We start from the raw sequence: 18,449 nt of genomic DNA on the forward strand, positions 1-18,449 counted from the left end.
TCGATAGATGGTTTCTTTCGATGCCACCGAAGCGCTGGCGCCGTACCGCGAAGGTCGCGGGTATGGCGCCATTCTGTTCGACCGCGAACGGCTGCGGCAAGCCGATGCCAGCCTGTTTTCGCCGCAATCGTGGGGCGACAGGGCGCGGCCGGTGGACGCGGGCGGGCGTGGCGGCGCGTGGTTCGTGGATGCGCCATTCGGCCATAGCGTGTTGCGGCAGTACCTGCGCGGCGGCATGGCCGCACGCGTGAGCCGCGATCGCTACCTGTGGAAAGGGGCAGGGCGCACGCGCAGTTTTGCCGAGTTCCGGCTGATGCGCGAACTGATCAAACGCAAGTTGCCGGTGCCGCGCCCGTTGGCCGCCTGCTATCTGCGCGAAGGCGTGGGCTATCGCGCTGCGCTGTTGATGGAGCGGCTGGAAAACGTGCGCTCATTGGCCGACCACGCCCAGGTGGCCGGTCGCGGTGCGCCGTGGGAGGCGACCGGCCAGCTGATTGCACGCTTCCATCGCGCTGGCCTGGATCACGCCGATCTCAACGCGCACAACATCCTGTTCGATGCCGGCGGGCATGGCTGGCTGATCGATTTCGACCGCGGCGTGCTGCGCATTCCGGCCACGCGCTGGCGCGAGCGCAACCTCAGGCGGCTGCATCGCTCGCTGTTGAAGCTGCGCGGCAACCGCAGCCGCGAGGATGTCGACAAGGACTATGCGCGCCTGCATCGCGCCTACGAACTGGCCTGGGGCCGGGGCTACTGATGGACTGGGGCTTGCGGGTGCAGGGAGTCGGCAATGCGTCGGCGGTGGCCCTTGGCTCGCCGATGGCCACGCTCGAGCGCGCCGGTGCGCCCTGGCTGACCATCGATTGCGGCAGCGAGGGGCTGACCGCCTATCAGGCTCACTATGGCCAGCTGCCACAGGCAATCTTCATCACCCACGTGCATCTGGACCATGTCGGTGGCCTGGAACGGGTGTTCGTCGACAGTTATTTTTCCGAGCGCCGCGGGCGCACGCGCCTGTACGTGCCGGCGCCGGTCGTGCCGCTGCTGCAGCGGCGCATCGCCGATTACCCGAATGTGCTGGCCGAGGGCGGGGCGAACTTCTGGGACGCATTCCAGCTGGTGCCGGTCGGCGATGCGTTCTGGCACGACGGCGTGCGGCTGGAAGTGTTCCCGGTCCGCCACCACTGGCCCGAGACGGCTTACGGGTTGCGTTTGCAGGGGGCGCTGGTCTGGACTGGCGATACCCGGCCGATCCCCGAGATGCTGAAGCGTTATGCGGACGACAGCGAGCTCATCGCGCATGACTGCGGCGTTCACGGCAACCCGTCGCATACTGGCGTGGACGATTTGGAGCGGGAATACCCGCAGGACCTGTTGAACCGCATGCTGCTGTACCACTACGCCAGCGACGCCGACGGCGATGTGCTGCGTGCACGTGGCCACCGCGTTGCCGTGCCCGGCCAATACCTTGCGCTGGCGAACCCGACCGCAGCGACGGTGCCCTGATGGGCGCCTTGCTGCTGCCGGATCTTGCCACGGCGCCGATGCAGGACCGCTATGGCCGTCCGCTGCGCGATCTGCGCCTGTCGGTGATCGAGGCCTGCAATTTCCGCTGCGGGTATTGCATGCCGGCCGATCGCGTGCCAGACGATTACGGCTTCGACTCGCAGCAGCGGTTGAGTTTCGATCAGCTGGAAACCCTGGTGCGTGCCTTCGTTTCGGTCGGGGTGACCAAGGTGCGCCTGACCGGCGGCGAGCCGCTGCTGCGGCGCGACTTGCCGAGCCTGATCGCACGGCTGGCCGCGATCGAGGGCATCGAAGATCTGGCGCTGACCACCAACGGCACCTTGCTTGGGCGCCAGGCCGTCGCGCTGCGACAGGCTGGGCTGCGCCGCATCACCGTCAGCATGGATGCGCTGGAACCGGCGTTGTTCAGGCGCATGAGCGGCGATCGCGGCGAAATTGCGCAGGTGCTGGCTGGCATTGCCGCCGCCGAGCAGGCCGGTTTCCAGCGGCTGAAGATCAACTGCGTGGTGCAGCGTGGCGTCAACGAAGATCAGGTGCTGCCGTTGGTGGAGCACTTCCGCGGCACCGGGCACGTGCTGCGCTTCATCGAATTCATGGATGTGGGCAGTTGCAATGGCTGGACGGCGGATGCGGTGGTGACCTCGGCGCAATTGCACGAACGCATCCATGCACGCTGGCCGTTGGTGGCGCTGGACGCCAATTACACCGGTGAAGTGGCGCAGCGCCACGCGTTTGCGGATGGCGCTGGCGAAGTGGGCTTCGTCAGTTCGGTCAGCGTGCCGTTCTGCGGCGATTGCCAGCGTGCGCGCGTCTCGGCCGACGGGCATCTGTATACCTGCCTGTTCGCCAGTCAGGGCCACGACCTCAAGCCGGCCCTGGCCAACGGCGAGCCTGCGCTGGCGACGCATCTGCGCCAGCGCTGGAGCGTGCGTGGCGACCGCTACAGCGAAGTGCGCGCCTCGGTGCCGCGGCGCGGCAAGCCGGTCGAGATGTTCTTGATCGGCGGATGAGCGAGGACGCGCTGCTGATGCAACTGCGCACGCTGGAGCTGCGTCTGCTCGTTCCGCAGCAGCGTGCCGATGTGCAGGTGTTGGAAGCGCTGCTCGATCCGGCCTTTGTCGAGTTCGGTACGTCGGGCCGCCGGTACACGCGGAGCGAGGTGATCGCGGCCCTGCGCGCCCCCGGTGTCGCTGCCGAGTACTGCGCAGAAGACTTCGAATGCGCGCGGCTGGCACCGGATCTTGCGCAGGTGCGCTATCGGTCGGTGGATCGCCGTCAGGGTGTTGAGCGGCAGGCCTTGCGCAGCTCGTTGTGGCGCAGCAATGCTGCTGGATGGCAGCTGCTGTTCCATCAAGGCACCTTGTTCACCGAGAATGCCGCATCCTGAGTGCCTGTCTTCGCGTCGCTTCCCATGCCTGCAAATTCCCGCTCCGCCCGCCTGACCCATCTGGATGATGCCGGGCTCCCCACCATGGTGGATGTCTCGGACAAGGCGGTTACCGCCCGTAGCGCCACTGCGGAAAGCCGCGTGCGCTTTCCGGCGGCCGTGGCCGCACAGTTGCGCGCCAACGGCTTGCGTAGTGCCAAGGGCGGCATCGTGGAGACGGCGGTGATTGCCGGCACCATGGCGGTCAAGCGCACGCACGAATTGATTCCGTTCTGCCATCCATTGCCGATCGATGCCTGCCGTTTCGAGATCGACTGGGCGGGCGAGCAGCTGCTGGACATCCGTTGCACGGTGCGCTGCGTGCATCGTACCGGCGTGGAAATGGAAGCGCTCACCGGTGCCAGCGTGGCGGCGTTGACGGTTTATGACATGTGCAAGGCGTTGTCGCACAGCATGAGCATTGGTCCGACCAAATTGGTGTCCAAGCGCGGCGGCAAGCGCGACATCGGAGCGGCATAATGACCGCCACGGTGACGGTGCTGTATTTCGCCAGCCTGCGCGAGGCCGCAGGAATTGCCGACGAGCGCGTGCAGAGCGGCGCACAGGATCTGCGCAGCCTGTACGCGGAACTCGATGCGCGGCATGGCCTGCGCTGGACGCCTGCGCAGTTGCGTGTGGCCGTGGATGGCGCATTCGCGCGCTGGGAGGATGCGCTGCGCGATGGCAGCGAAGTGGTGTTCATTCCGCCAGTGTCGGGAGGTTGAGCGTGAGCGAACAGGTTGCAGCGATCTTTGCGCTTTCCGAGGTGCCGTTGCCGATCGATCGGCTGCGTGCGGGGGCGGAACATCCGCATGCCGGCGCGTTCGCCAGCTTCGAAGGCTGGGTGCGCAATCACAACGAAGGCCGCGGCGTGGCCGGCTTGCGCTACGAAGCCTATGCCGCGCTCGCACAGGCCGAAGGGCAGCGTGTGCTGGACGAAGCAATGCAGCGATACGCCATCGTGCACGCGCATTGCGTGCACCGCGTGGGCGAGCTGCGCATCGGCGACATGGCGGTGTGGGTCGGCGTCAGTGCGGCGCACCGTGGCGCCGCATTCGATGCGTGCCGCTACATCATCGATGAGGTCAAGGCGCGCGTGCCGATCTGGAAGAACGAGCATTACCTGGAAGGCGATGCGGGTTGGTTGCATCCCCAATCGCAACCGTAGCAGGCGGATGCGGTCCGGCACGCACCCGCGCGCGAGCCGGCGCCGGCCTTGCATAGCCGCGCGGCGCAGCACGAGCTGACTGCTGCTTTTCGCTGGATCAATCGTGCGCAAGTCGATCCTCCGGGTAGCTCGCCTGGAGTCTTGCGAAGTTGGGGTGGTGTCCCCGCCGGTTGACCTCGGCGCCCGCATCGCGCCGTGGGAAGCGCTCACGTTGCGGGGATGGGGGCGCCGTCGCCACGGCGGATACGAATGACTGGTCGGCTTTTCGCCTCGGCTTTGCGCATGCGCGCAGCGCTGCACGTGATGATCGCAGTTGTTCGATCAATCGCGCCCAAGGCAGAGGTTCCAGCTAGTTCGCCTGGCATTGCCGAAAGTTGGGGTGGTGTCCCCGCCGGTTGACCTCGGCGCCCGCATCAATCGATACCGTTGCTGCCTTCCGGCCCTGGCGGGATTTTCGATCTAGCGTCGCGAGGGACCGACGGGGCCACCATAAGACGTGGGCCATTGGCATGGCCCTGCGATTTGCGACATGGGTGTCTTTGCGCAAATCATGAAACTGGCGGAGAGAGGGGGATTCGAACCCCCGAAGCGCGGTTTAGACGCTTACACACTTTCCAGGCGTGCTCCTTCAACCACTCGGACACCTCTCCGTGCCTGCCCGACCGTGGTCGAACAGGGCCGCAAATTCTAGCGGTCGCCGGCCCGTACCACAAGCTGAATCTTCCAGCCGCAGTCGCTGAGACCGGGCGTGGCACAATATCGGCTCAAACAGAGCCGGTTGCCCGATGTCTTATCTCGTTCTCGCCCGCAAGTGGCGCCCGAAGCGTTTTGCCGAACTCGTAGGCCAGGAACACGTGGTCCGCGCGCTCAGTAACGCGCTCGACAGTGGGCGCGTGCATCACGCGTTCCTGTTCACCGGCACCCGTGGCGTGGGCAAGACCACCATCGCGCGCATCTTCGCCAAATCGCTCAATTGCGAGACCGGCACCAGTGCCGATCCCTGCGGGACGTGCCCGGCCTGCCTGGACATCGACGCCGGGCGCTACATCGACCTGTTGGAGATCGATGCCGCATCCAACACCGGCGTGGACGATGTGCGCGAGGTGATCGAAAACGCGCAGTACATGCCCTCGCGCGGCAAGTTCAAGGTCTATCTGATCGACGAAGTGCACATGCTGTCCAAGGCGGCGTTCAACGCGCTGCTGAAGACGCTGGAAGAGCCACCGGAGCACGTGAAGTTCCTGCTGGCCACCACCGACCCGCAAAAATTGCCGGTGACGGTGCTGTCGCGCTGCCTGCAGTTCAACCTCAAGCGATTGGACGAAGACCAGATTCAGGGGCAGATGACGCGCATCCTGGCCGCCGAACAGATCGAGTCGGATCCCTCGGCGATCGTGCAGCTTTCCAAGGCGGCCGACGGCTCGCTGCGCGATGGTCTGTCGCTGCTGGACCAGGCCATCGCCTATGCCGGCGGCGCGCTGCGCGAGGATGTGGTGCGCACCATGCTGGGTACGGTCGATCGCACCCAGGTCGGCGCAATGCTGCAGTCGCTTGCCGATGGCGATGGCGCGCGCCTGTTGCAGGTGGTGGCCGCGCTGGCCGAATTTTCGCCCGATTGGAGCGGTGTGCTGGAGGCCCTGGCCGAGGCCCTGCACCGGGTGCAGGTGCAGCAGTTGGTGCCATCGGTGGCCTTTGTCGGCGACGGGATCGACCCGACGCCGTTTGCGGCGCAGCTGCGGCCGGAAGTGGTGCAACTGTGGTACCAGATGGCGCTCAACGGGCGACGCGACCTGTATCTGGCGCCCAGCCCGCGCGCCGGTTTCGAAATGGCAGTGCTGCGCATGCTTGCCTTCCGCCCCGTAGCGGCGGTGCCGGCTGGCGGCTCGGACGACGGTCGCGGTGCCACGGCGGGCGGTGGTGCGCGTTCTGGCGCTGCCGGCGGTCAGGCTGCTGCGCCGGCAGCGGCAGCGCCCGCCGTAGTGGCCTCGCCTGCTGCGGTGACGGATACGATGCCGGCTGCGGAAGCGTCCTTGCCGGCATCAGCGACCCGGGCAACGCCGATTTCGGCTGCGCCTCCCGTTGTCGTGCTTGCCCCCCAAGAGTCTTCTCCGGACAGCCGTGCGTCTGCAGCCAGTGCGCGTAATGACGACACCCCGCCGTGGGCAGTGGACGATGCGCCGGTGCGTGCGCAGGTCGCGCCGGCACCCGACACGATGGCCGTGCTTGCGCCTGAAGCGGCGATGGCTCCGCCAGCTGCCACCGTCGAGCTCGCGCACCCCGATGCGATTGCGTCCGACGCTGTGGTGGAGGCTCCGGCTTCGGTCGCAGTGTCTTCGCTTGTCGAGCCCTCGTCGCTTGAGGAGCCAGCGGTGGTCGCGCCATCGGCAACGGCAGGGGCTGCATCAGGCTCGGCGACCGACGCGACGGCCCTGCTCGATGACGGCCGCATCGCCGATGCCGAGCAATGGCTGGAGCTGGTCACGCGCAGCGGCTTGAATGGCCCGTCGCGGCAGCTGGCCGCCAACGCCGCATTTATCGGCCATCGCGATGGCGTGCTGCGGCTGGCGCTGGCGCCGGGCTTCGAATATCTGAACTCCGAGCGCTCCATCGCCAACCTCGCGCAGGCGCTGGCACCGGTGTTGGGAAACCCGCCGCGCATCGTCATCGAAACCGGCAGCGCCGATGTCGAAACCTTGCACGAGCGTGCCAACCGCCAGAAAGGCGAGCGCCAGAGCGCGGCCGAAACAGCCTTCATGAACGACCCGACGGTGCAGTTGCTGATCCAGCAGCAAGGCGCGCGGATCGTGCCCGATTCCATCCGCCCTTACGACGAGTAACGACCCATGCGTGGAAATATTGCCCAACTGATGCAGCAGGCGCAGAAGATGCAGGAAAACCTGCAGCGCGCCCAGGAAGAACTGGCCAAGCTGGAAGTCATCGGCACTGCCGGTGGTGGCATGGTCAGCGTGACGCTGACCGGCGCCAAGGAGTGCCGCAAGGTGCGCATCGACCCGAGCATCCTCTCCGACCAGGAGATGGCCGAGGATCTGATCGCCGCCGCCTTCAACGACGCCTCCAACAAGATCGACGCCGAATCCAAGGACCGCATGGGCTCTGCGACCGCCGGCATGCAGTTGCCGCCGGGCATGAAGTTGCCGTTCTAAGCGAGGGGATTCGGGAGTGGGGATTCGGGATTAGCCAAGCGCAAAGGCCTTTGCCGTTGCGAATCCCAAATCCCGAATTTCCAATCCCGGCCACCCAATGTCCACTTTGCTCGAACAACTGATCGAGGCCTTCCGGGTATTGCCCGGCGTGGGCCAGAAGTCGGCCCAGCGCATGGCCTATCACGTGCTCGAGCGCGAGCGCGAGGGCGGGCGGCGGCTGGCCGCTGCGTTGGGCAACGCGGTGGAAAAGGTGGGGCATTGCGTGCAATGCCGCGACTTCACCGAATCGGAAATCTGCAGCATTTGCGCCAGCAGCAGCCGCGACCGGCAGCAACTATGCGTGGTGGAGTCGCCGGCCGATCGCCTGGCGATCGAACATGCCACCGGCTACCGCGGGCTGTATTTCATTCTGCAGGGGCGCCTGTCGCCGCTGGATGGCATCGGCCCGCGCGAACTGGGGCTGGATCGGCTCGGCGAGCGTCTGGCTGCCGGCGAAGTGACCGAAATGATCATCGCCACCAATGCGACGGTCGAAGGCGAGGCCACGGCCCATTACCTGGCGCAACTGGCGCGCCAGCACGCAGTACGCCCAAGCCGGCTCGCCCAGGGCATGCCGCTGGGTGGCGAGCTGGAGTATGTGGACCGCGGCACCCTGTCGCACGCCTTCGGCACCCGCAGTGAGGTGCTTTGAGGGCCGGGATTGGGGAGTCGGGATTGGGGATTCGCAAAAGCCGGTCGGCGCGCGCGGTAAGCTTTGGCCAATCCCGAATCCCGAATCCCGTCTATGACCGACACCATCTTCGGCAAAATCATTCGTCGCGAAATTCCGGCCACCATCGTTTACGAGGACGATGAGGTGCTGGGCTTCGAAGACATCGCGCCGCAGGCGCCGGTGCATGTGCTCTTCATTCCCAAGCAGCATGCCTTTCCGACCCTGGACGATGTGCCGCCGGAGCAGGCGCTGCTGGTTGGCAAGCTGGCCATCGCAGCGGCGACCTATGCGCGCGCACAAGGGCTGGCGCAAGACGGCTACCGCATCGTGATGAATTGCCGCGAGCATGCCGGCCAGACGGTGTTCCATCTCCATCTGCATTTGCTGGCCGGTGCGCCGCTGGGCCGCTTCGGCACGCCTTGACGCGTCGTCGGATCGCGCGTTGCGCGCAAGCCGCGTCATGCAGCGATCGTCGTGCACAAACAAAAACGCCGCTCCCTGCGAGCGGCGTTTTTGCGAGTAACCCAGCTCAGCGGCGCATTACCACCAGCCGCGGCCCCAGCCCCAACCGCCGCCCCAGCGCGGGCCCCACGGGTCGCCCCACGGGCCATACGGGTAAGCCGGCACGACTTCCACGTCGCGCACGACCGGCCACAGGTAGACCACGTCGGCATTGACCTTGGGCAGCTTGTAGTCGTATTCGCCGATCTTGGTGGTTTCGTAGCCTTCGATCTTGCCGATGAAGGTCACTTCGCGGCCCGGCTCGAACACCGCCGGATCATAGAAGCCCGAGCGGCAGGCCAGGAAGCGGCCATCGCTGGCATCCACGGCATTACGGTCGGGGCGACCGCTGGCATTGAGCGGGCGCGAGATCAGCTCGAAGCAGGTCTGGCCCTGGCCAGGCGTGGTCTTGATGATCTTGCCACCCCAGCGCACGGACGTGCCGACCTGGGCGCTGGCAGTTGAATCACTCGGACTGACCGCGGGGAACTGGCCCTGCAGCGGCTTGGGTGCGGTGGCGCAGGCTGCGAGCCCGAGCACAGCGATAAGAGGAACAAGAAAACGGGTACTCATGAGGAAGCTCCGGTTCGCGGGCGATGCTGCAGCAAGTCTTTCAAGAGAGTGGCGCTGTCCGAATCAGCGCCAGCGTATCGCGCGGCAGCGAAACGTTGGCTGAGTGCCAACAGTGCCGTATTCGGGTGTGAGCGGGCGACACGTTGCGCCCACACACCGGCCGGTTCGTGCAGTTCACGGGCAAGGCCGAGCTTGCGGTAGCGGCGGCCCAGGCGGTGCCAGGCACGCAGCAACGGGTCGCGCTCACGTTCGCCACGTGCCAGCAGCCAACCCATCCACGCCAGCGCGCTTACCGCGAACACGCCGAAGATGGCGGCCAGCTGCGAGGTGTCCAGGCGATCGATGCCGAAGGGTTGCAGCAGCCGTTGCTGACGGTCGGCATCGAAGGACAGCACTAGCTCGTTCCAGCCGCGCCGCAGCCAGTCGCTGACCTGGCCCAGGCTGGCCCATGTGCCGAGGTCGGCGAAGTCGTTGCCGCCGCCGGCTTGCAGGCGATCTTCGAGGGTGTCGTAGATGCGTTCCGGCGCCACTGCGGCGGTGGGGTCCACGCGAACCCAGCCACGCCCGGCCAGCCAGACTTCGGCCCAGGCGTGCGCGTCCATGCGGCGTACCACCCAGTAATTGCCCAACCGGTTGTAGGTGCCGCCGGCATACCCGGTCACCACGCGCGCCGGGATGCCGGCCGCGCGCATCAGCACCACGAACGAGGAGCTGAAGTGTTCGCAGAAACCGGCCTTTTGCTGAAACAGGAACTCGTCGACGCTGTTGCGGCCGAGCAGCGGCGTGTCCAGCGTGTAGGCGAATTCTCGGGTGATCCACTGCAGTGCGCGCTGCACCACCGCATCGTCGTTGTTGCCGGCCTCGCCACGCCATTGCCGTGCCAGCGTCAGCGTACGCGGATTGAAACCGGGCGGCAGGGCAAGTGCACGCTTGCGCAACTGGTCGGGCAGGTCGGTATCGAAGCGTGTTGGCGGCGCCGATTGCAGGTCCCAGCGCGTCAGTGCGCTCAACGGCCGTTGCGCGAACAGTTCGTAGTCCGGCGATAACTCGGCGTTGGGCACGCCCTGGGTAGGCAGATCCAGCGACACCAGCTGGCGGCGATCGGTGGGCTCGTAATCCAGGCGATAACGGTAGGTTTGCGGACCTGCGGTGACCGAAGCGGGCTGACCGCGGCCGGTCCAGTGCGCGCGCTGCCAGGTGCGGCCGTCGAAGTCCCACATCACCGGGCCGCGCCAGTAGCGCTGTTGCGGCGGCGGCGCCTTGCCGGCAAATTGCACGCGCAAGGCCGGGCTGTCGTCGGCCATCAGGTCGATCCATTCGCCCGGCGACATGTTGTCCGACAGGCCAGGCCGGGATAGCGCGCGCTCGGGCACGCCCCACAGCGGCGCACTCAGCCGCGGCAGCAACCAGAACGTGGCCAGCGCCAGCGGCACGCCGATGGCAACCAGCTTGCCCATACTGCGCAATTGCAGGCGCAGGGCCGGCGTGGCGGTGTGCTGTTCTTCGTCGGCCAGCCGCTGCATGCTCAGCAAGGCGCTGACCACCGCCAACAATGCCAGGCCCATCGTTGCCGGGCCCTGGTCGAGCAGAAAGGCGGCAAACGGTGCGAACAACGCAAAACCCAACAGGCTGCGGGCATCGCGCAAGGTGCGCAGTTCGGAGGCCTTGATCGCCAGCATCGATGCCAGCACCGCGCAGCCGGTGTCGCGGCCAAAGCGCATGCCGATCTGCCAATACACCGCCGCCAGCATTGCGATCACCAACAACAGCCGCACCGGCGCCATCAAGGTGCCGCGCCAGCTCAGCACGCCGACCAGCACCGCCGCCACCGCGACAGTGGCCGCAAGCAGGCCGGGCAACTGCAACAGCAGCGGGGTCAAGGCCAGCCAACTGGTGGCCAGTACCCAGGCGCGGCTGGCCTGGCTGATCGGGGGCGAGGGCTCAGTCATGCGGAAGCAGGGCCAGGGCGCGTTGGCACAGGTGGTGGTGCGAAGGTCCTTGCGCGGGACCTAACGGTGGCTGGCCAGGCAACAGCAGGCGATACCGGCGCCCGTCGCGCTCGGCCAGGTTGACCCAGCGGGCAAGGCGCGCAATGCGGCGCTCGTACGGCAGCGCGCTGAGCGCCCGCCAGTCCAGTGTGACGTCGATTCCCAGCGGCTGTTCGTATTCGCGCACCAAGAGCGTGTCGCGCCGTGCCGAGTGTTTCCAGGAAATCGTGCGCGGAGCGTCGCCAGCGCGATACGGGCGCAGCTGGTGCAGCTCTTCGCCTTGCGCATGCAGACGCGTCTTGTTGGGCGAGCCCGTCCCCTCGGGCAACGCCGGACCCTGTTCTTCGGGCCGGGGGTAGGCCAGCAACGGCGTTTCCGGCCATACCCACGACCAGGCGCGCACCAGGCCCAGCGGCTGGGTGCTGGACAGGCGGATGCGCTCGATATCCTGCCAGCCGCGGCGCTCGGTCGGCACCAGCAGGTCGATCTCGGCCATGTCGTGCTCGATCAACGCACAGAAGCCGCTGCTGTCCAGATGATCCAGCCGCAGCCCGCGTCGTAAGCGGGTATCGCGGCGCGCCAGCGACACCCGCATGCGCAGCGGTTCGCCGGCGACCACCGGTTCGGCCGAGACCGCTTCGATACGCAGTGCCGATAGCTGCAGGTGCGCCATGATGCTGCTGGCGATCCCGGCCGTGGCCAGCAACAGCGCGAGCAGCAGCGCCGGATTGTTGTTGTAGTTCAGTGCGCCGAGCAGCATCGCCAGCAGTAACGCCGTGACGAACAGCCCGAAGCGGGTCGGCAACACATAGATGCGCCGCCGATCCAGCACGATCGGCAAGCCCTCCGCGCCCCGCGGCCGCGCCAGCAGGCTGAGTCGGCGGACGATGCCGCGCAGGTGCGCGCGCACCAGGTCAGTCCACCGGCACGCTGTGCAGCAGCGCCTTGGCCAGTGCCGGCCCGGACGACGATTCGGCTTCCGGCACCAGCCGGTGCCCGGCCACGGCCACAAACAGCGCCTGCACGTCTTCGGGCAGCACGTGCTCGCGCCCAAGCAGCAATGCGTAGGCCTTGGCCGCGCGCAGCAAGGCGATCCCAGCGCGTGGCGACAGGCCTACGCGCACCCCAGCATGCTGGCGGCTACGCAGCAACAGGGCCTGCACATAGCCGATCAGCGCATCGCTGGCATGGATCTGGTTGACCACCCCGCGCAGCGCGACCACGTCGGCGTCGCTCAGTTGCGGGGCGGCCTGGGCAATCAGTTCGCGCCGATCCGTACCCGACAGCAGCGCACGCTCGGCATCGGCGCTGGGGTAGCCCAGGCTCAGCCGCAGCAGAAAACGGTCCAGCTGCGAATCGGGCAGCGGAAAGGTGCCGGACAGATCGACCGGGTTCTGCGTGGCAATCACGAAAAACGGCTCCGGCAATGCATGCGTCACGCCATCCAGGGTCACCTGCTGCTCGGCCATTGCTTCCAGCAGCGCGCTCTGCGTACGCGGCGGGGCCCGGTTGATTTCGTCGGCCAGCAGCACGTTGGTGAACACCGGTCCGGGATGGAACTGGAACTGCCGCGAGGCGGCGTCGTAAACGGACACGCCCAGCACATCGGCCGGCAGCAGGTCGGAGGTGAACTGCACGCGCTGGAAGCCCAGCCCCAGGCTGGAGGCCATCGCGTGGGCGAGCGTGGTCTTGCCCAGGCCGGGCAGGTCCTCGATCAATAAATGTCCTCCGGACAGCAAGGCCACGAATGCCAGCCGCACTTCCTGCGCCTTGCCCAGCAGCAGCGAATTGACCTGGTCTTGCGCGCGCCGCAGCGATTGGCGCAGCGCATCGGTTAGCATTTCCGTGGAACGCAGCGGTGTCGACATCACAATTCCGTAGGTGAAAAGAAGAGTGCACAGGGCAATGCAGGGGGACCAACGCGCACATCGCACCTTCGTGATCCTGTGGACACTGGCGACAGCCGTCAAGCTGTTGATCGCCGCACGCTTGCCGCTCTTCGTTGACGAGGCCTTCTACTGGCAGGAAGGCCAGCATCTGGCGGCGGCGTATTCGGATCTGCCGGGCATGACCGCCTGGCTGGCGCGACTGGGCGTGGAGCTGGGCGGACATCATCTGCTGGCGCTGCGGCTACCGTTTCTGGCCATTTCCGCGCTGATTCCCTGGTTGATCGCGCATATCGCCACACGCTGGTTCGGCTCCACGATGGGGTGGCAAGCTGGCAGCCTGACCTTGCTGATGCCGCTGTCTGCAACGCTGGGCATTCTGGCCGTGCCGGATGTGCCGATGGCATTGGCGGCGGTGCTGTGCATGGATGCCGGGGCGCGCTTGTTGCGCGAGGTCGATGCCACCAGCGCGCTGGAGCTCGCCATCGGCCTGGTCATCGGCGCGCTCAGCCACTACCGCTTTGTCGGGGTGATCGGGGTGGGCTGCATCGCATTGCTGTGCATCCCGCAGGGGCGTGCGGTGTTGCGCGACCCACGCATCTGGATGGCACTGACCGTCGGCGCGGTGAGCTGGCTGCCGCTGCTGTTCTGGAATACCGACCACGACGAAGCCGGGTTGCGTTTTCAATTGGTCGACCGGCACCCGTGGCGGTTCCAGATCGGCGGGCTGTGGTTTGTGCTGATCCAGACGGTGGCGGTGACGCCGCTACTGGCCTGGGCGATGGTCAAGGTCGGTCTGGCCGGCACCCGCAGCGGCGGCGGCTCGCGCGCGCAGTGGCGCTATTTCGGTTTGCTCGGCGGCATTTCGACCGTGGCGATCTTCGTGCTGGGCTTCTTCAGCGATGCCGAGCGGATCAGCTTCCACTGGCCATTGCCCGGCTACCTGGCGTTGCTGGTGGCGGTGCCGGTGATCTTGATGCGCTGGCCGCATCCGCAGCGCCGCGCGGCGTGGCTCATCGCACTGCTGGGCATGCTTGGCGCATACGGCTACTACCTGGCGGTGTCGGTGCCGTCGATCCGCGCGCATGCCGCTGGCGAAAAGTACTACCCGCGCAACTTCGCCGGCTGGAACGATCTGGCCCATGCGGTCAAATCCCGATTGGCGCAGATGCCGCCAGGCACACGCGTGTTGGCAGAAAATTTCAAGGTTGGCGCCGAGCTCGGCTTCCAATTGCACGACGCCAAGATCGAGGTGCTGCCTGCCACGTTGAACGACAAGCACGGGCGCAGCGCGCAGCTGCAGCAGTGGGGCCTGCTCAGCGATGGCACGCGCACCGGACCACGGCTGCTGGTGCTCTCACCCAGCGATCAGCGCTATCGCGAGCTGTTGAAGCGCTACCACGCCATCTGCGACATGGTCGGCCCGCTGCCGCCGCCCACCGTGGTGTCCACCGATCACGGCTATCAGCGCTTTCTGCTGTTCGCACTGCCTGCGCAACGCCAGCCGGGCCCGTGCGTGGCCCCGGCGATGGCCTGGATCGATGCGCCGCTGCCGAAGGTCTCGGTGTCCGGCAAGTTTGAGGTGCGCGGCTGGGCCTTCAAGGATGGCGTCGGGCTGGCGAATGTCGAGCTGCTGCTCGACGGTCGCCCGGTCGCGCAGGCTAGGTACGGCACGCCGCTCGATGTGCGCCCATACTGGAAAATCTCCAACGACCCACAGCACCCCAACGTCGGCTTCACCGCCACGCTCGACACCCACGCCTTGCCGTCCGGCACGCATTGGTTGGGGCTACGCCTGCACGGCCGCGACGGCAGCGTGGAAGATTGGTGGGAGCAACCACTTATTACTGTCAGAAATGATGCCCAGTTGCACCGATCGAGCGCCCGTTAGAGCGGTCGGCAAGAGTCGCCACGCTGTTCAAGCAAACTTCTACGTTGTCCTGTTTCTCGGGCCGAAGACGTAGGCTGTGGGTGAGGAGTGTTGCAACTCGATCAGAGATACTGAGCGAAAACGTTTGGCCGCGCTGGCGGTCGCCAAGATGCACCCATCAGGCCTTGTGCTTGGCTCCTCCGTCGTGACAGGGCCGGCGCTGGCCGACAAGGCAATAAAGGAAAAGCAATTGCAGCGCAAATATAGGGATTTATCCAGCGACTCCGGCCACCGGCTGGGAGCAGGCCGGGCTTGGAACAGGTTCTCGCGCCAGTTGCTGTTTGGTGCAAAGTGGTTCTATCTCGCGGTCGGCGTGCTGGCAATGGTCGCGCTGTCGCCCAAGGTGCTCTATGCCGATCCATGGCGATTCGCAAACAACCTGCTGAGCCAGCCTTGGCCGCGCAATGTACTTGCGGTGGATAACGGACATCGTGAGGTCCTGCCCAATCTGCTGCGTCTTGCCGAGCTCAGATGGTTTGATGGAAATCAATGGCTGCAGATCTGGGCGGGTGTTGCGCTGGCTTTGCTGACAGTGTGGATGCTGCTACGTCTGGTTCGGACTGAGCGTCTGGGTGCTATGGCGTACGCTGCCGCCGGGCTGGTTTGTACGCTAAGTGTTTTCTGGCTGGGAAACGAGCGGGCACTGGCGCATGCAAATGAGTCAGTGCATGTCTATCTGATTACCACGTTTCTGGTCGGCGGTTGTTGCTTGCTCGGTCGCGGTGGCGGTTGGTGGCGTGCCGTGCTTGCGGCACTGTGCGGGCTCGCAGCGACCTTCTGTTTTGGTGCGGGGATTGCCACGTTCGTTGCCTTGCTGGTGATGTTGTTGCTGCGGAGGGCGTCATGGCTCCAGTGGTGCATTGTGCTAACGGGCTTTTCTGTATCCCTGCTGCTGGTCGTGGGCTTTGGTGATGCGCACATGCAAAATGCGCGCGTCATCGCGCCACTTTCTCAGTTGGATATTGTGCTGGGTTGGCTGTCGGCGCCGTTTATCTATGCCTTGCTGCCACTGGTTGACGTGAGCGTTGCAGAAAAATTGCCGGTGGAATCATTGAGGGCAATGGCCGTTGCAATCTCACATGGGTACACATCGGTATTCGGCCCGGTCATGATCTCGGCCTGGCCGCACAGAGTGGTCGGGCTGTTGGGCGTAAGTGGGTTGATGGGCATTACCTACTCGCGCTGGCGTCAGCGGGCCGAATCGGCTGCAGAGCTGACGGCGATCTCGATGGCCTGGTTTGCGCTTGCCGTCGGAGCGGCAATCGCGTTGGCGCGAGCCGTGTATTTTCAGTCGTTTCCCGAGCAATTGCTCGCGGCGCGCTACTTGCCTTGGTCGGTCCTGTTCTGGAGCGGTCTATTGTTGTGGTCGTTCGTTCGGTATGGAAATTTGCACCCGCGCCGTGTCGCGTTGGCGGGCCTGGCGCTGGCCTGTTGCCTGGTGCCGAGCACGCTATGGATGGCGCTCCTTGCGCAGCGCATGCAGACTGCCGCCAACATGACGGCAACCGCAGCAGCGGCCGGCGTGATTGATGTCGATGCCATCCACGGAGAGACGGTTCTTGCGGAAGTTGCCGACGCGCTGCCGGTACTGAAGGCAGCAGATACGTCCATCTTCGCTTGGCCAGAAACGCGCTATCTGGAGGGCACGCAGGTCCCCACCGATCCAGTTGCCATTGACGATGTTGCTGCGACACCTGTCCGTAACCTCTTGAAAGATGCCTCGGCGGTTCGATTTGATTTCAAGGCAGAGACATCGGCATCGCGGCTGGTACTGGTATGCGATGAAGCTCCGCTAGGCATGGCAACGCGTGTGGGAGGGGCGCAGTGGGTTGGTTGGTCGGCACGCAGCGTTGCTCCCTCGTGTCTTCGTGCTTTCAAGGTAAGAAGGAGCGCCTGGTTTTAGGCTTGCCTTCGCGTCTGGTGGTTCAAGCGGTTGAATCGGTTCTGGCGCCCTGCTTGCCTGGCAGGTGAGGTCGTGCGCCCTTCTGAGTCATCGCTGTCGATCACTCAAGGCAGGTCGAATTCCGCCTCCCGTAGCAGCCGCGCCAGCGCGATCAACGGCAGGCCCACCAGGGCGGTGGGGTCCTGCGAGCGGATCGCGTCGAACAGGCTGATGCCGAGGCCTTCGCATTTGAAGCTGCCGGCGCAATCAAGGGCCGGTTCGGCGTCCAGGTAGCGTTCGATCTCGGCGGACGTCAGCGCGCGGAGCTGCACCTCGGTCAGGTCCAGCGCGTGCAGCTGGCGCTCCGGGCCGACCAGGCTGACGGCGGTATGGAAGCGCACGGTGTGGCCAGACATGGCAGTCAGCTGCATTCGGGCCCGCTCGCGCGTGCCGGGTTTGCCCAGCGGCTGGCCGTCCAGGTCGGCGACCTGATCCGAGCCGATCACCCAGGCGGCGGGGAAGCGGGCTGCCACCGCGGCGGCTTTTTCCACGGCCAGGCGGCTGGCCAGTGCGCTCGGGGATTCGCCCGGCTGCGCCTGCTCGTCGACCTCCGGCCGGACGGTGTCGAAGTCGAGCTGCAGGCGGGTAAGCAGCTCGCGCCGATAGACAGAGGTGGACGCAAGGATCAGGCGTGGCATCATGGGGCGCTACCGGGGTGGTCACGGGAGTCTGCCGTCCTGCGGCCCATGCGGCAATCGCATGAATGGGGTCATTTGACAGGGCTACCGCGGGTCTTTAACATTCTGCGGCTTATGTCCGCGAACGTGCCCGAAATGCTGGATGCTTGGCGGATGGTCGCAGCGCGCAGGCGCTTCGATGGCCGCATCCCGCTATCTGCGATGACCCGCCTGCAGGGAAGCCTTGTCGATACCGATGGCGAATGTGTCTATTCGCTTCAATTCGATCAAGATCCCCTGCTCAAGGTCGCCTATGTCGAACTCAGTATCGATGTGGAGCTTCCGCTGGCCTGCCAGCGCAGCCTGCAACGCTTCCTGTATCCGGTGCAAATCAGACAGCGTCTTGGTTTGATCCGTGACGAGGCCGACGAAGCTGCATTGCCGGCCGAGTACGAAGCGTTGCTGGTACCGGAAGATGGCATGCTGCGGGCCGTCGACATGGTCGAGGACGAACTGGTGCTGTCGGTGCCGGTGGTGCCGGTGGCGCCGGGCAGCGAAGCGATCGACGCCGAATGGGTTCCGACCCAGGAAGAGCAGGACAAGGCCAGTCCGTTCGCGGCGCTGGTAGCGTTGAAGAAACAGTAACCGCCGCTGTTAAGGGCGGTAAGACAGGTCGACGCGGGCGTAGAGCGTGCTGTTCGACTCAACAGACAAGTTATCGAACTAAAGTTGGAGCAATCCCATGGCTGTGCAGAAATCCCGTGTCACCCCGTCCCGTCGCGGCCAGCGTCGTTCGCACGATGCCCTGACCGCCAAGCAGCTGTCGACCGACCCGACCAGCGGCGAGATCCATCTGCGCCACCACATCACCGCCGACGGTTACTACCGTGGCAAGAAGGTGATCGCGACCAAGTCGTCGGCCGTCCAAGAAGATTGATCCGTGGCGCCCGCCGCGTTCGACGCGGCCGGGTGACTCTCGCTTCTTCAGGAGCCGCCGGTCACCGCGGCTCTTGCA

The 18,449-nt window shown here is 65.7% G+C and carries 20 protein-coding genes, 1 tRNA gene and 1 other RNA gene; 15 read left to right on the forward strand and 7 right to left on the reverse strand.

Annotation, left to right across the window (positions count from 1 at the left end; all coding sequences use genetic code 11):
* Positions 1–7: 7 nt before the first annotated feature.
* The 7 genes from ACDH77_RS05170 to ACDH77_RS05200 are packed head-to-tail and all read left to right on the forward strand — an operon-like array spanning position 8 to position 4,121.
* Positions 8–757: a 3-deoxy-D-manno-octulosonic acid kinase gene (locus ACDH77_RS05170; RefSeq protein ID WP_008571294.1), complete on the forward strand. Its 750-nt coding sequence runs from the start codon at positions 8–10 to the stop codon at positions 755–757.
* Positions 757–1,506, forward strand: coding sequence for an MBL fold metallo-hydrolase (locus tag ACDH77_RS05175; RefSeq protein WP_031421420.1), 750 nt, complete (start codon positions 757–759; stop codon positions 1,504–1,506). Before ACDH77_RS05170 ends, ACDH77_RS05175 begins: the two co-directional genes overlap by 1 nt.
* The gene (gene moaA / locus ACDH77_RS05180) at positions 1,506–2,537 is read left to right on the forward strand and encodes a GTP 3',8-cyclase MoaA (RefSeq protein WP_031421422.1); all 1,032 of its coding nucleotides are present in this window, start codon (positions 1,506–1,508) and stop codon (positions 2,535–2,537) included. Before ACDH77_RS05175 ends, moaA begins: the two co-directional genes overlap by 1 nt.
* Positions 2,534–2,914 (forward strand): DUF4440 domain-containing protein, encoded by a 381-nt coding sequence (locus ACDH77_RS05185; RefSeq protein WP_008571291.1) that lies wholly within the window; start codon positions 2,534–2,536, stop codon positions 2,912–2,914. The genes moaA and ACDH77_RS05185 overlap by 4 nt, the downstream gene beginning before the upstream one ends.
* Before the next feature lie 24 nt (positions 2,915–2,938).
* Positions 2,939–3,433 (forward strand): cyclic pyranopterin monophosphate synthase MoaC, encoded by a 495-nt coding sequence (gene moaC, locus ACDH77_RS05190; protein WP_031421425.1) that lies wholly within the window; start codon positions 2,939–2,941, stop codon positions 3,431–3,433.
* Positions 3,433–3,678, forward strand: coding sequence for a molybdopterin converting factor subunit 1 (gene moaD / locus ACDH77_RS05195; protein ID WP_008571288.1), 246 nt, complete (start codon positions 3,433–3,435; stop codon positions 3,676–3,678). Before moaC ends, moaD begins: the two co-directional genes overlap by 1 nt.
* A complete protein-coding gene (locus tag ACDH77_RS05200) occupies positions 3,675–4,121 on the forward strand; it encodes a molybdenum cofactor biosynthesis protein MoaE (RefSeq protein WP_031421428.1) in 447 nt (148 codons plus the stop codon). The genes moaD and ACDH77_RS05200 overlap by 4 nt, the downstream gene beginning before the upstream one ends.
* A gap of 385 nt (positions 4,122–4,506) precedes the next feature.
* Here ACDH77_RS05200 and ffs read toward each other — a convergent pair.
* Positions 4,507–4,603, reverse strand: an RNA gene (ffs, locus tag ACDH77_RS05205) — signal recognition particle sRNA small type.
* A 75-nt stretch (positions 4,604–4,678) separates the two neighbouring features.
* Positions 4,679–4,771 (reverse strand) — tRNA-Ser (locus ACDH77_RS05210).
* A 135-nt stretch (positions 4,772–4,906) separates the two neighbouring features.
* On the opposite strand from ACDH77_RS05210, the gene dnaX reads away from it, so the two are divergent.
* The 4 genes from dnaX (at position 4,907) to ACDH77_RS05230 (ending at position 8,420) form a co-directional block, all read left to right on the forward strand.
* Entirely contained in the window at positions 4,907–6,958 is a 2,052-nt protein-coding gene (gene dnaX, locus ACDH77_RS05215) for a DNA polymerase III subunit gamma/tau (protein ID WP_031421430.1), read from the forward strand.
* Between the two features lie 6 nt (positions 6,959–6,964).
* Positions 6,965–7,285 carry a YbaB/EbfC family nucleoid-associated protein gene (locus ACDH77_RS05220; RefSeq protein ID WP_014089537.1) on the forward strand — a complete coding sequence of 107 codons (321 nt, stop codon included), beginning with the start codon at positions 6,965–6,967 and terminating at the stop codon, positions 7,283–7,285.
* Positions 7,286–7,382: 97 nt separating this feature from the next.
* Positions 7,383–7,976 (forward strand): recombination mediator RecR, encoded by a 594-nt coding sequence (gene recR, locus ACDH77_RS05225; protein WP_008571619.1) that lies wholly within the window; start codon positions 7,383–7,385, stop codon positions 7,974–7,976.
* A gap of 93 nt (positions 7,977–8,069) precedes the next feature.
* Positions 8,070–8,420 carry a histidine triad nucleotide-binding protein gene (locus tag ACDH77_RS05230; RefSeq protein ID WP_008571618.1) on the forward strand — a complete coding sequence of 117 codons (351 nt, stop codon included), beginning with the start codon at positions 8,070–8,072 and terminating at the stop codon, positions 8,418–8,420.
* Between the two features lie 117 nt (positions 8,421–8,537).
* Here ACDH77_RS05230 and ACDH77_RS05235 read toward each other — a convergent pair whose 3' ends face one another.
* The 4 genes from ACDH77_RS05235 to ACDH77_RS05250 are packed head-to-tail and all read right to left on the reverse strand — an operon-like array spanning position 8,538 to position 12,927.
* A complete protein-coding gene (locus ACDH77_RS05235; RefSeq protein WP_007968994.1) occupies positions 8,538–9,071 on the reverse strand; it encodes a Slp family lipoprotein in 534 nt (177 codons plus the stop codon).
* On the reverse strand, positions 9,068–11,020 hold the full coding sequence (locus tag ACDH77_RS05240; RefSeq protein ID WP_008571616.1) for a transglutaminaseTgpA domain-containing protein: 1,953 nt from the start codon (positions 11,018–11,020) through the stop codon (positions 9,068–9,070). Before ACDH77_RS05240 ends, ACDH77_RS05235 begins: the two co-directional genes overlap by 4 nt.
* Positions 11,013–11,969: a DUF58 domain-containing protein gene (locus tag ACDH77_RS05245; protein ID WP_008571614.1), complete on the reverse strand. Its 957-nt coding sequence runs from the start codon at positions 11,967–11,969 to the stop codon at positions 11,013–11,015. The genes ACDH77_RS05240 and ACDH77_RS05245 overlap by 8 nt, the downstream gene beginning before the upstream one ends.
* A gap of 4 nt (positions 11,970–11,973) precedes the next feature.
* Positions 11,974–12,927, reverse strand: a complete 954-nt coding sequence (locus ACDH77_RS05250; protein ID WP_031421433.1) for a MoxR family ATPase — start codon at positions 12,925–12,927, stop codon at positions 11,974–11,976.
* A gap of 37 nt (positions 12,928–12,964) precedes the next feature.
* Between ACDH77_RS05250 and ACDH77_RS05255 the strand changes: the two genes are divergently transcribed.
* On the forward strand, positions 12,965–14,836 hold the full coding sequence (locus ACDH77_RS05255) for a glycosyltransferase family 39 protein (RefSeq protein ID WP_372353753.1): 1,872 nt from the start codon (positions 12,965–12,967) through the stop codon (positions 14,834–14,836).
* Between the two features lie 124 nt (positions 14,837–14,960).
* On the forward strand, positions 14,961–16,778 hold the full coding sequence (locus ACDH77_RS05260; RefSeq protein WP_087944186.1) for a hypothetical protein: 1,818 nt from the start codon (positions 14,961–14,963) through the stop codon (positions 16,776–16,778).
* A gap of 104 nt (positions 16,779–16,882) precedes the next feature.
* Here ACDH77_RS05260 and ACDH77_RS05265 read toward each other — a convergent pair whose 3' ends face one another.
* Entirely contained in the window at positions 16,883–17,458 is a 576-nt protein-coding gene (locus ACDH77_RS05265) for a Maf family protein (RefSeq protein WP_029818824.1), read from the reverse strand.
* Between the two features lie 111 nt (positions 17,459–17,569).
* On the opposite strand from ACDH77_RS05265, the gene ACDH77_RS05270 reads away from it, so the two are divergent.
* Entirely contained in the window at positions 17,570–18,079 is a 510-nt protein-coding gene (locus ACDH77_RS05270) for a YceD family protein (RefSeq protein WP_031421438.1), read from the forward strand.
* 97 nt (positions 18,080–18,176) lie between these two features.
* On the forward strand, positions 18,177–18,371 hold the full coding sequence (gene rpmF, locus ACDH77_RS05275; protein ID WP_003483870.1) for a 50S ribosomal protein L32: 195 nt from the start codon (positions 18,177–18,179) through the stop codon (positions 18,369–18,371).
* Positions 18,372–18,449: the final 78 nt, after the last annotated feature.

This window comes from Xanthomonas axonopodis pv. maculifoliigardeniae (assembly GCF_041519315.1).
Taxonomy (GTDB): domain Bacteria; phylum Pseudomonadota; class Gammaproteobacteria; order Xanthomonadales; family Xanthomonadaceae; genus Xanthomonas; species Xanthomonas euvesicatoria.

What these genes read in the sequence shown, in the direction of transcription:
- ACDH77_RS05170 (WP_008571294.1), top strand. Translation starts at nt 8, where the DNA reads ATGGTTTCTTTCGATGCCACCGAAGCGCTGGCGCCGTACCGCGAAGGT.
- ACDH77_RS05175 (WP_031421420.1), top strand. Translation starts at nt 757, where the DNA reads ATGGACTGGGGCTTGCGGGTGCAGGGAGTCGGCAATGCGTCGGCGGTG.
- moaA (WP_031421422.1), top strand. Translation starts at nt 1,506, where the DNA reads ATGGGCGCCTTGCTGCTGCCGGATCTTGCCACGGCGCCGATGCAGGAC.
- ACDH77_RS05185 (WP_008571291.1), top strand. Translation starts at nt 2,534, where the DNA reads ATGAGCGAGGACGCGCTGCTGATGCAACTGCGCACGCTGGAGCTGCGT.
- moaC (WP_031421425.1), top strand. Translation starts at nt 2,939, where the DNA reads ATGCCTGCAAATTCCCGCTCCGCCCGCCTGACCCATCTGGATGATGCC.
- moaD (WP_008571288.1), top strand. Translation starts at nt 3,433, where the DNA reads ATGACCGCCACGGTGACGGTGCTGTATTTCGCCAGCCTGCGCGAGGCC.
- dnaX (WP_031421430.1), top strand. Translation starts at nt 4,907, where the DNA reads ATGTCTTATCTCGTTCTCGCCCGCAAGTGGCGCCCGAAGCGTTTTGCC.
- ACDH77_RS05220 (WP_014089537.1), top strand. Translation starts at nt 6,965, where the DNA reads ATGCGTGGAAATATTGCCCAACTGATGCAGCAGGCGCAGAAGATGCAG.
- recR (WP_008571619.1), top strand. Translation starts at nt 7,383, where the DNA reads ATGTCCACTTTGCTCGAACAACTGATCGAGGCCTTCCGGGTATTGCCC.
- ACDH77_RS05230 (WP_008571618.1), top strand. Translation starts at nt 8,070, where the DNA reads ATGACCGACACCATCTTCGGCAAAATCATTCGTCGCGAAATTCCGGCC.
- ACDH77_RS05235 (WP_007968994.1), bottom strand. Translation starts at nt 9,071, where the DNA reads ATGAGTACCCGTTTTCTTGTTCCTCTTATCGCTGTGCTCGGGCTCGCA.
- ACDH77_RS05240 (WP_008571616.1), bottom strand. Translation starts at nt 11,020, where the DNA reads ATGACTGAGCCCTCGCCCCCGATCAGCCAGGCCAGCCGCGCCTGGGTA.
- ACDH77_RS05250 (WP_031421433.1), bottom strand. Translation starts at nt 12,927, where the DNA reads ATGTCGACACCGCTGCGTTCCACGGAAATGCTAACCGATGCGCTGCGC.
- ACDH77_RS05255 (WP_372353753.1), top strand. Translation starts at nt 12,965, where the DNA reads ATGCAGGGGGACCAACGCGCACATCGCACCTTCGTGATCCTGTGGACA.
- ACDH77_RS05265 (WP_029818824.1), bottom strand. Translation starts at nt 17,458, where the DNA reads ATGATGCCACGCCTGATCCTTGCGTCCACCTCTGTCTATCGGCGCGAG.
- ACDH77_RS05270 (WP_031421438.1), top strand. Translation starts at nt 17,570, where the DNA reads ATGTCCGCGAACGTGCCCGAAATGCTGGATGCTTGGCGGATGGTCGCA.
- rpmF (WP_003483870.1), top strand. Translation starts at nt 18,177, where the DNA reads ATGGCTGTGCAGAAATCCCGTGTCACCCCGTCCCGTCGCGGCCAGCGT.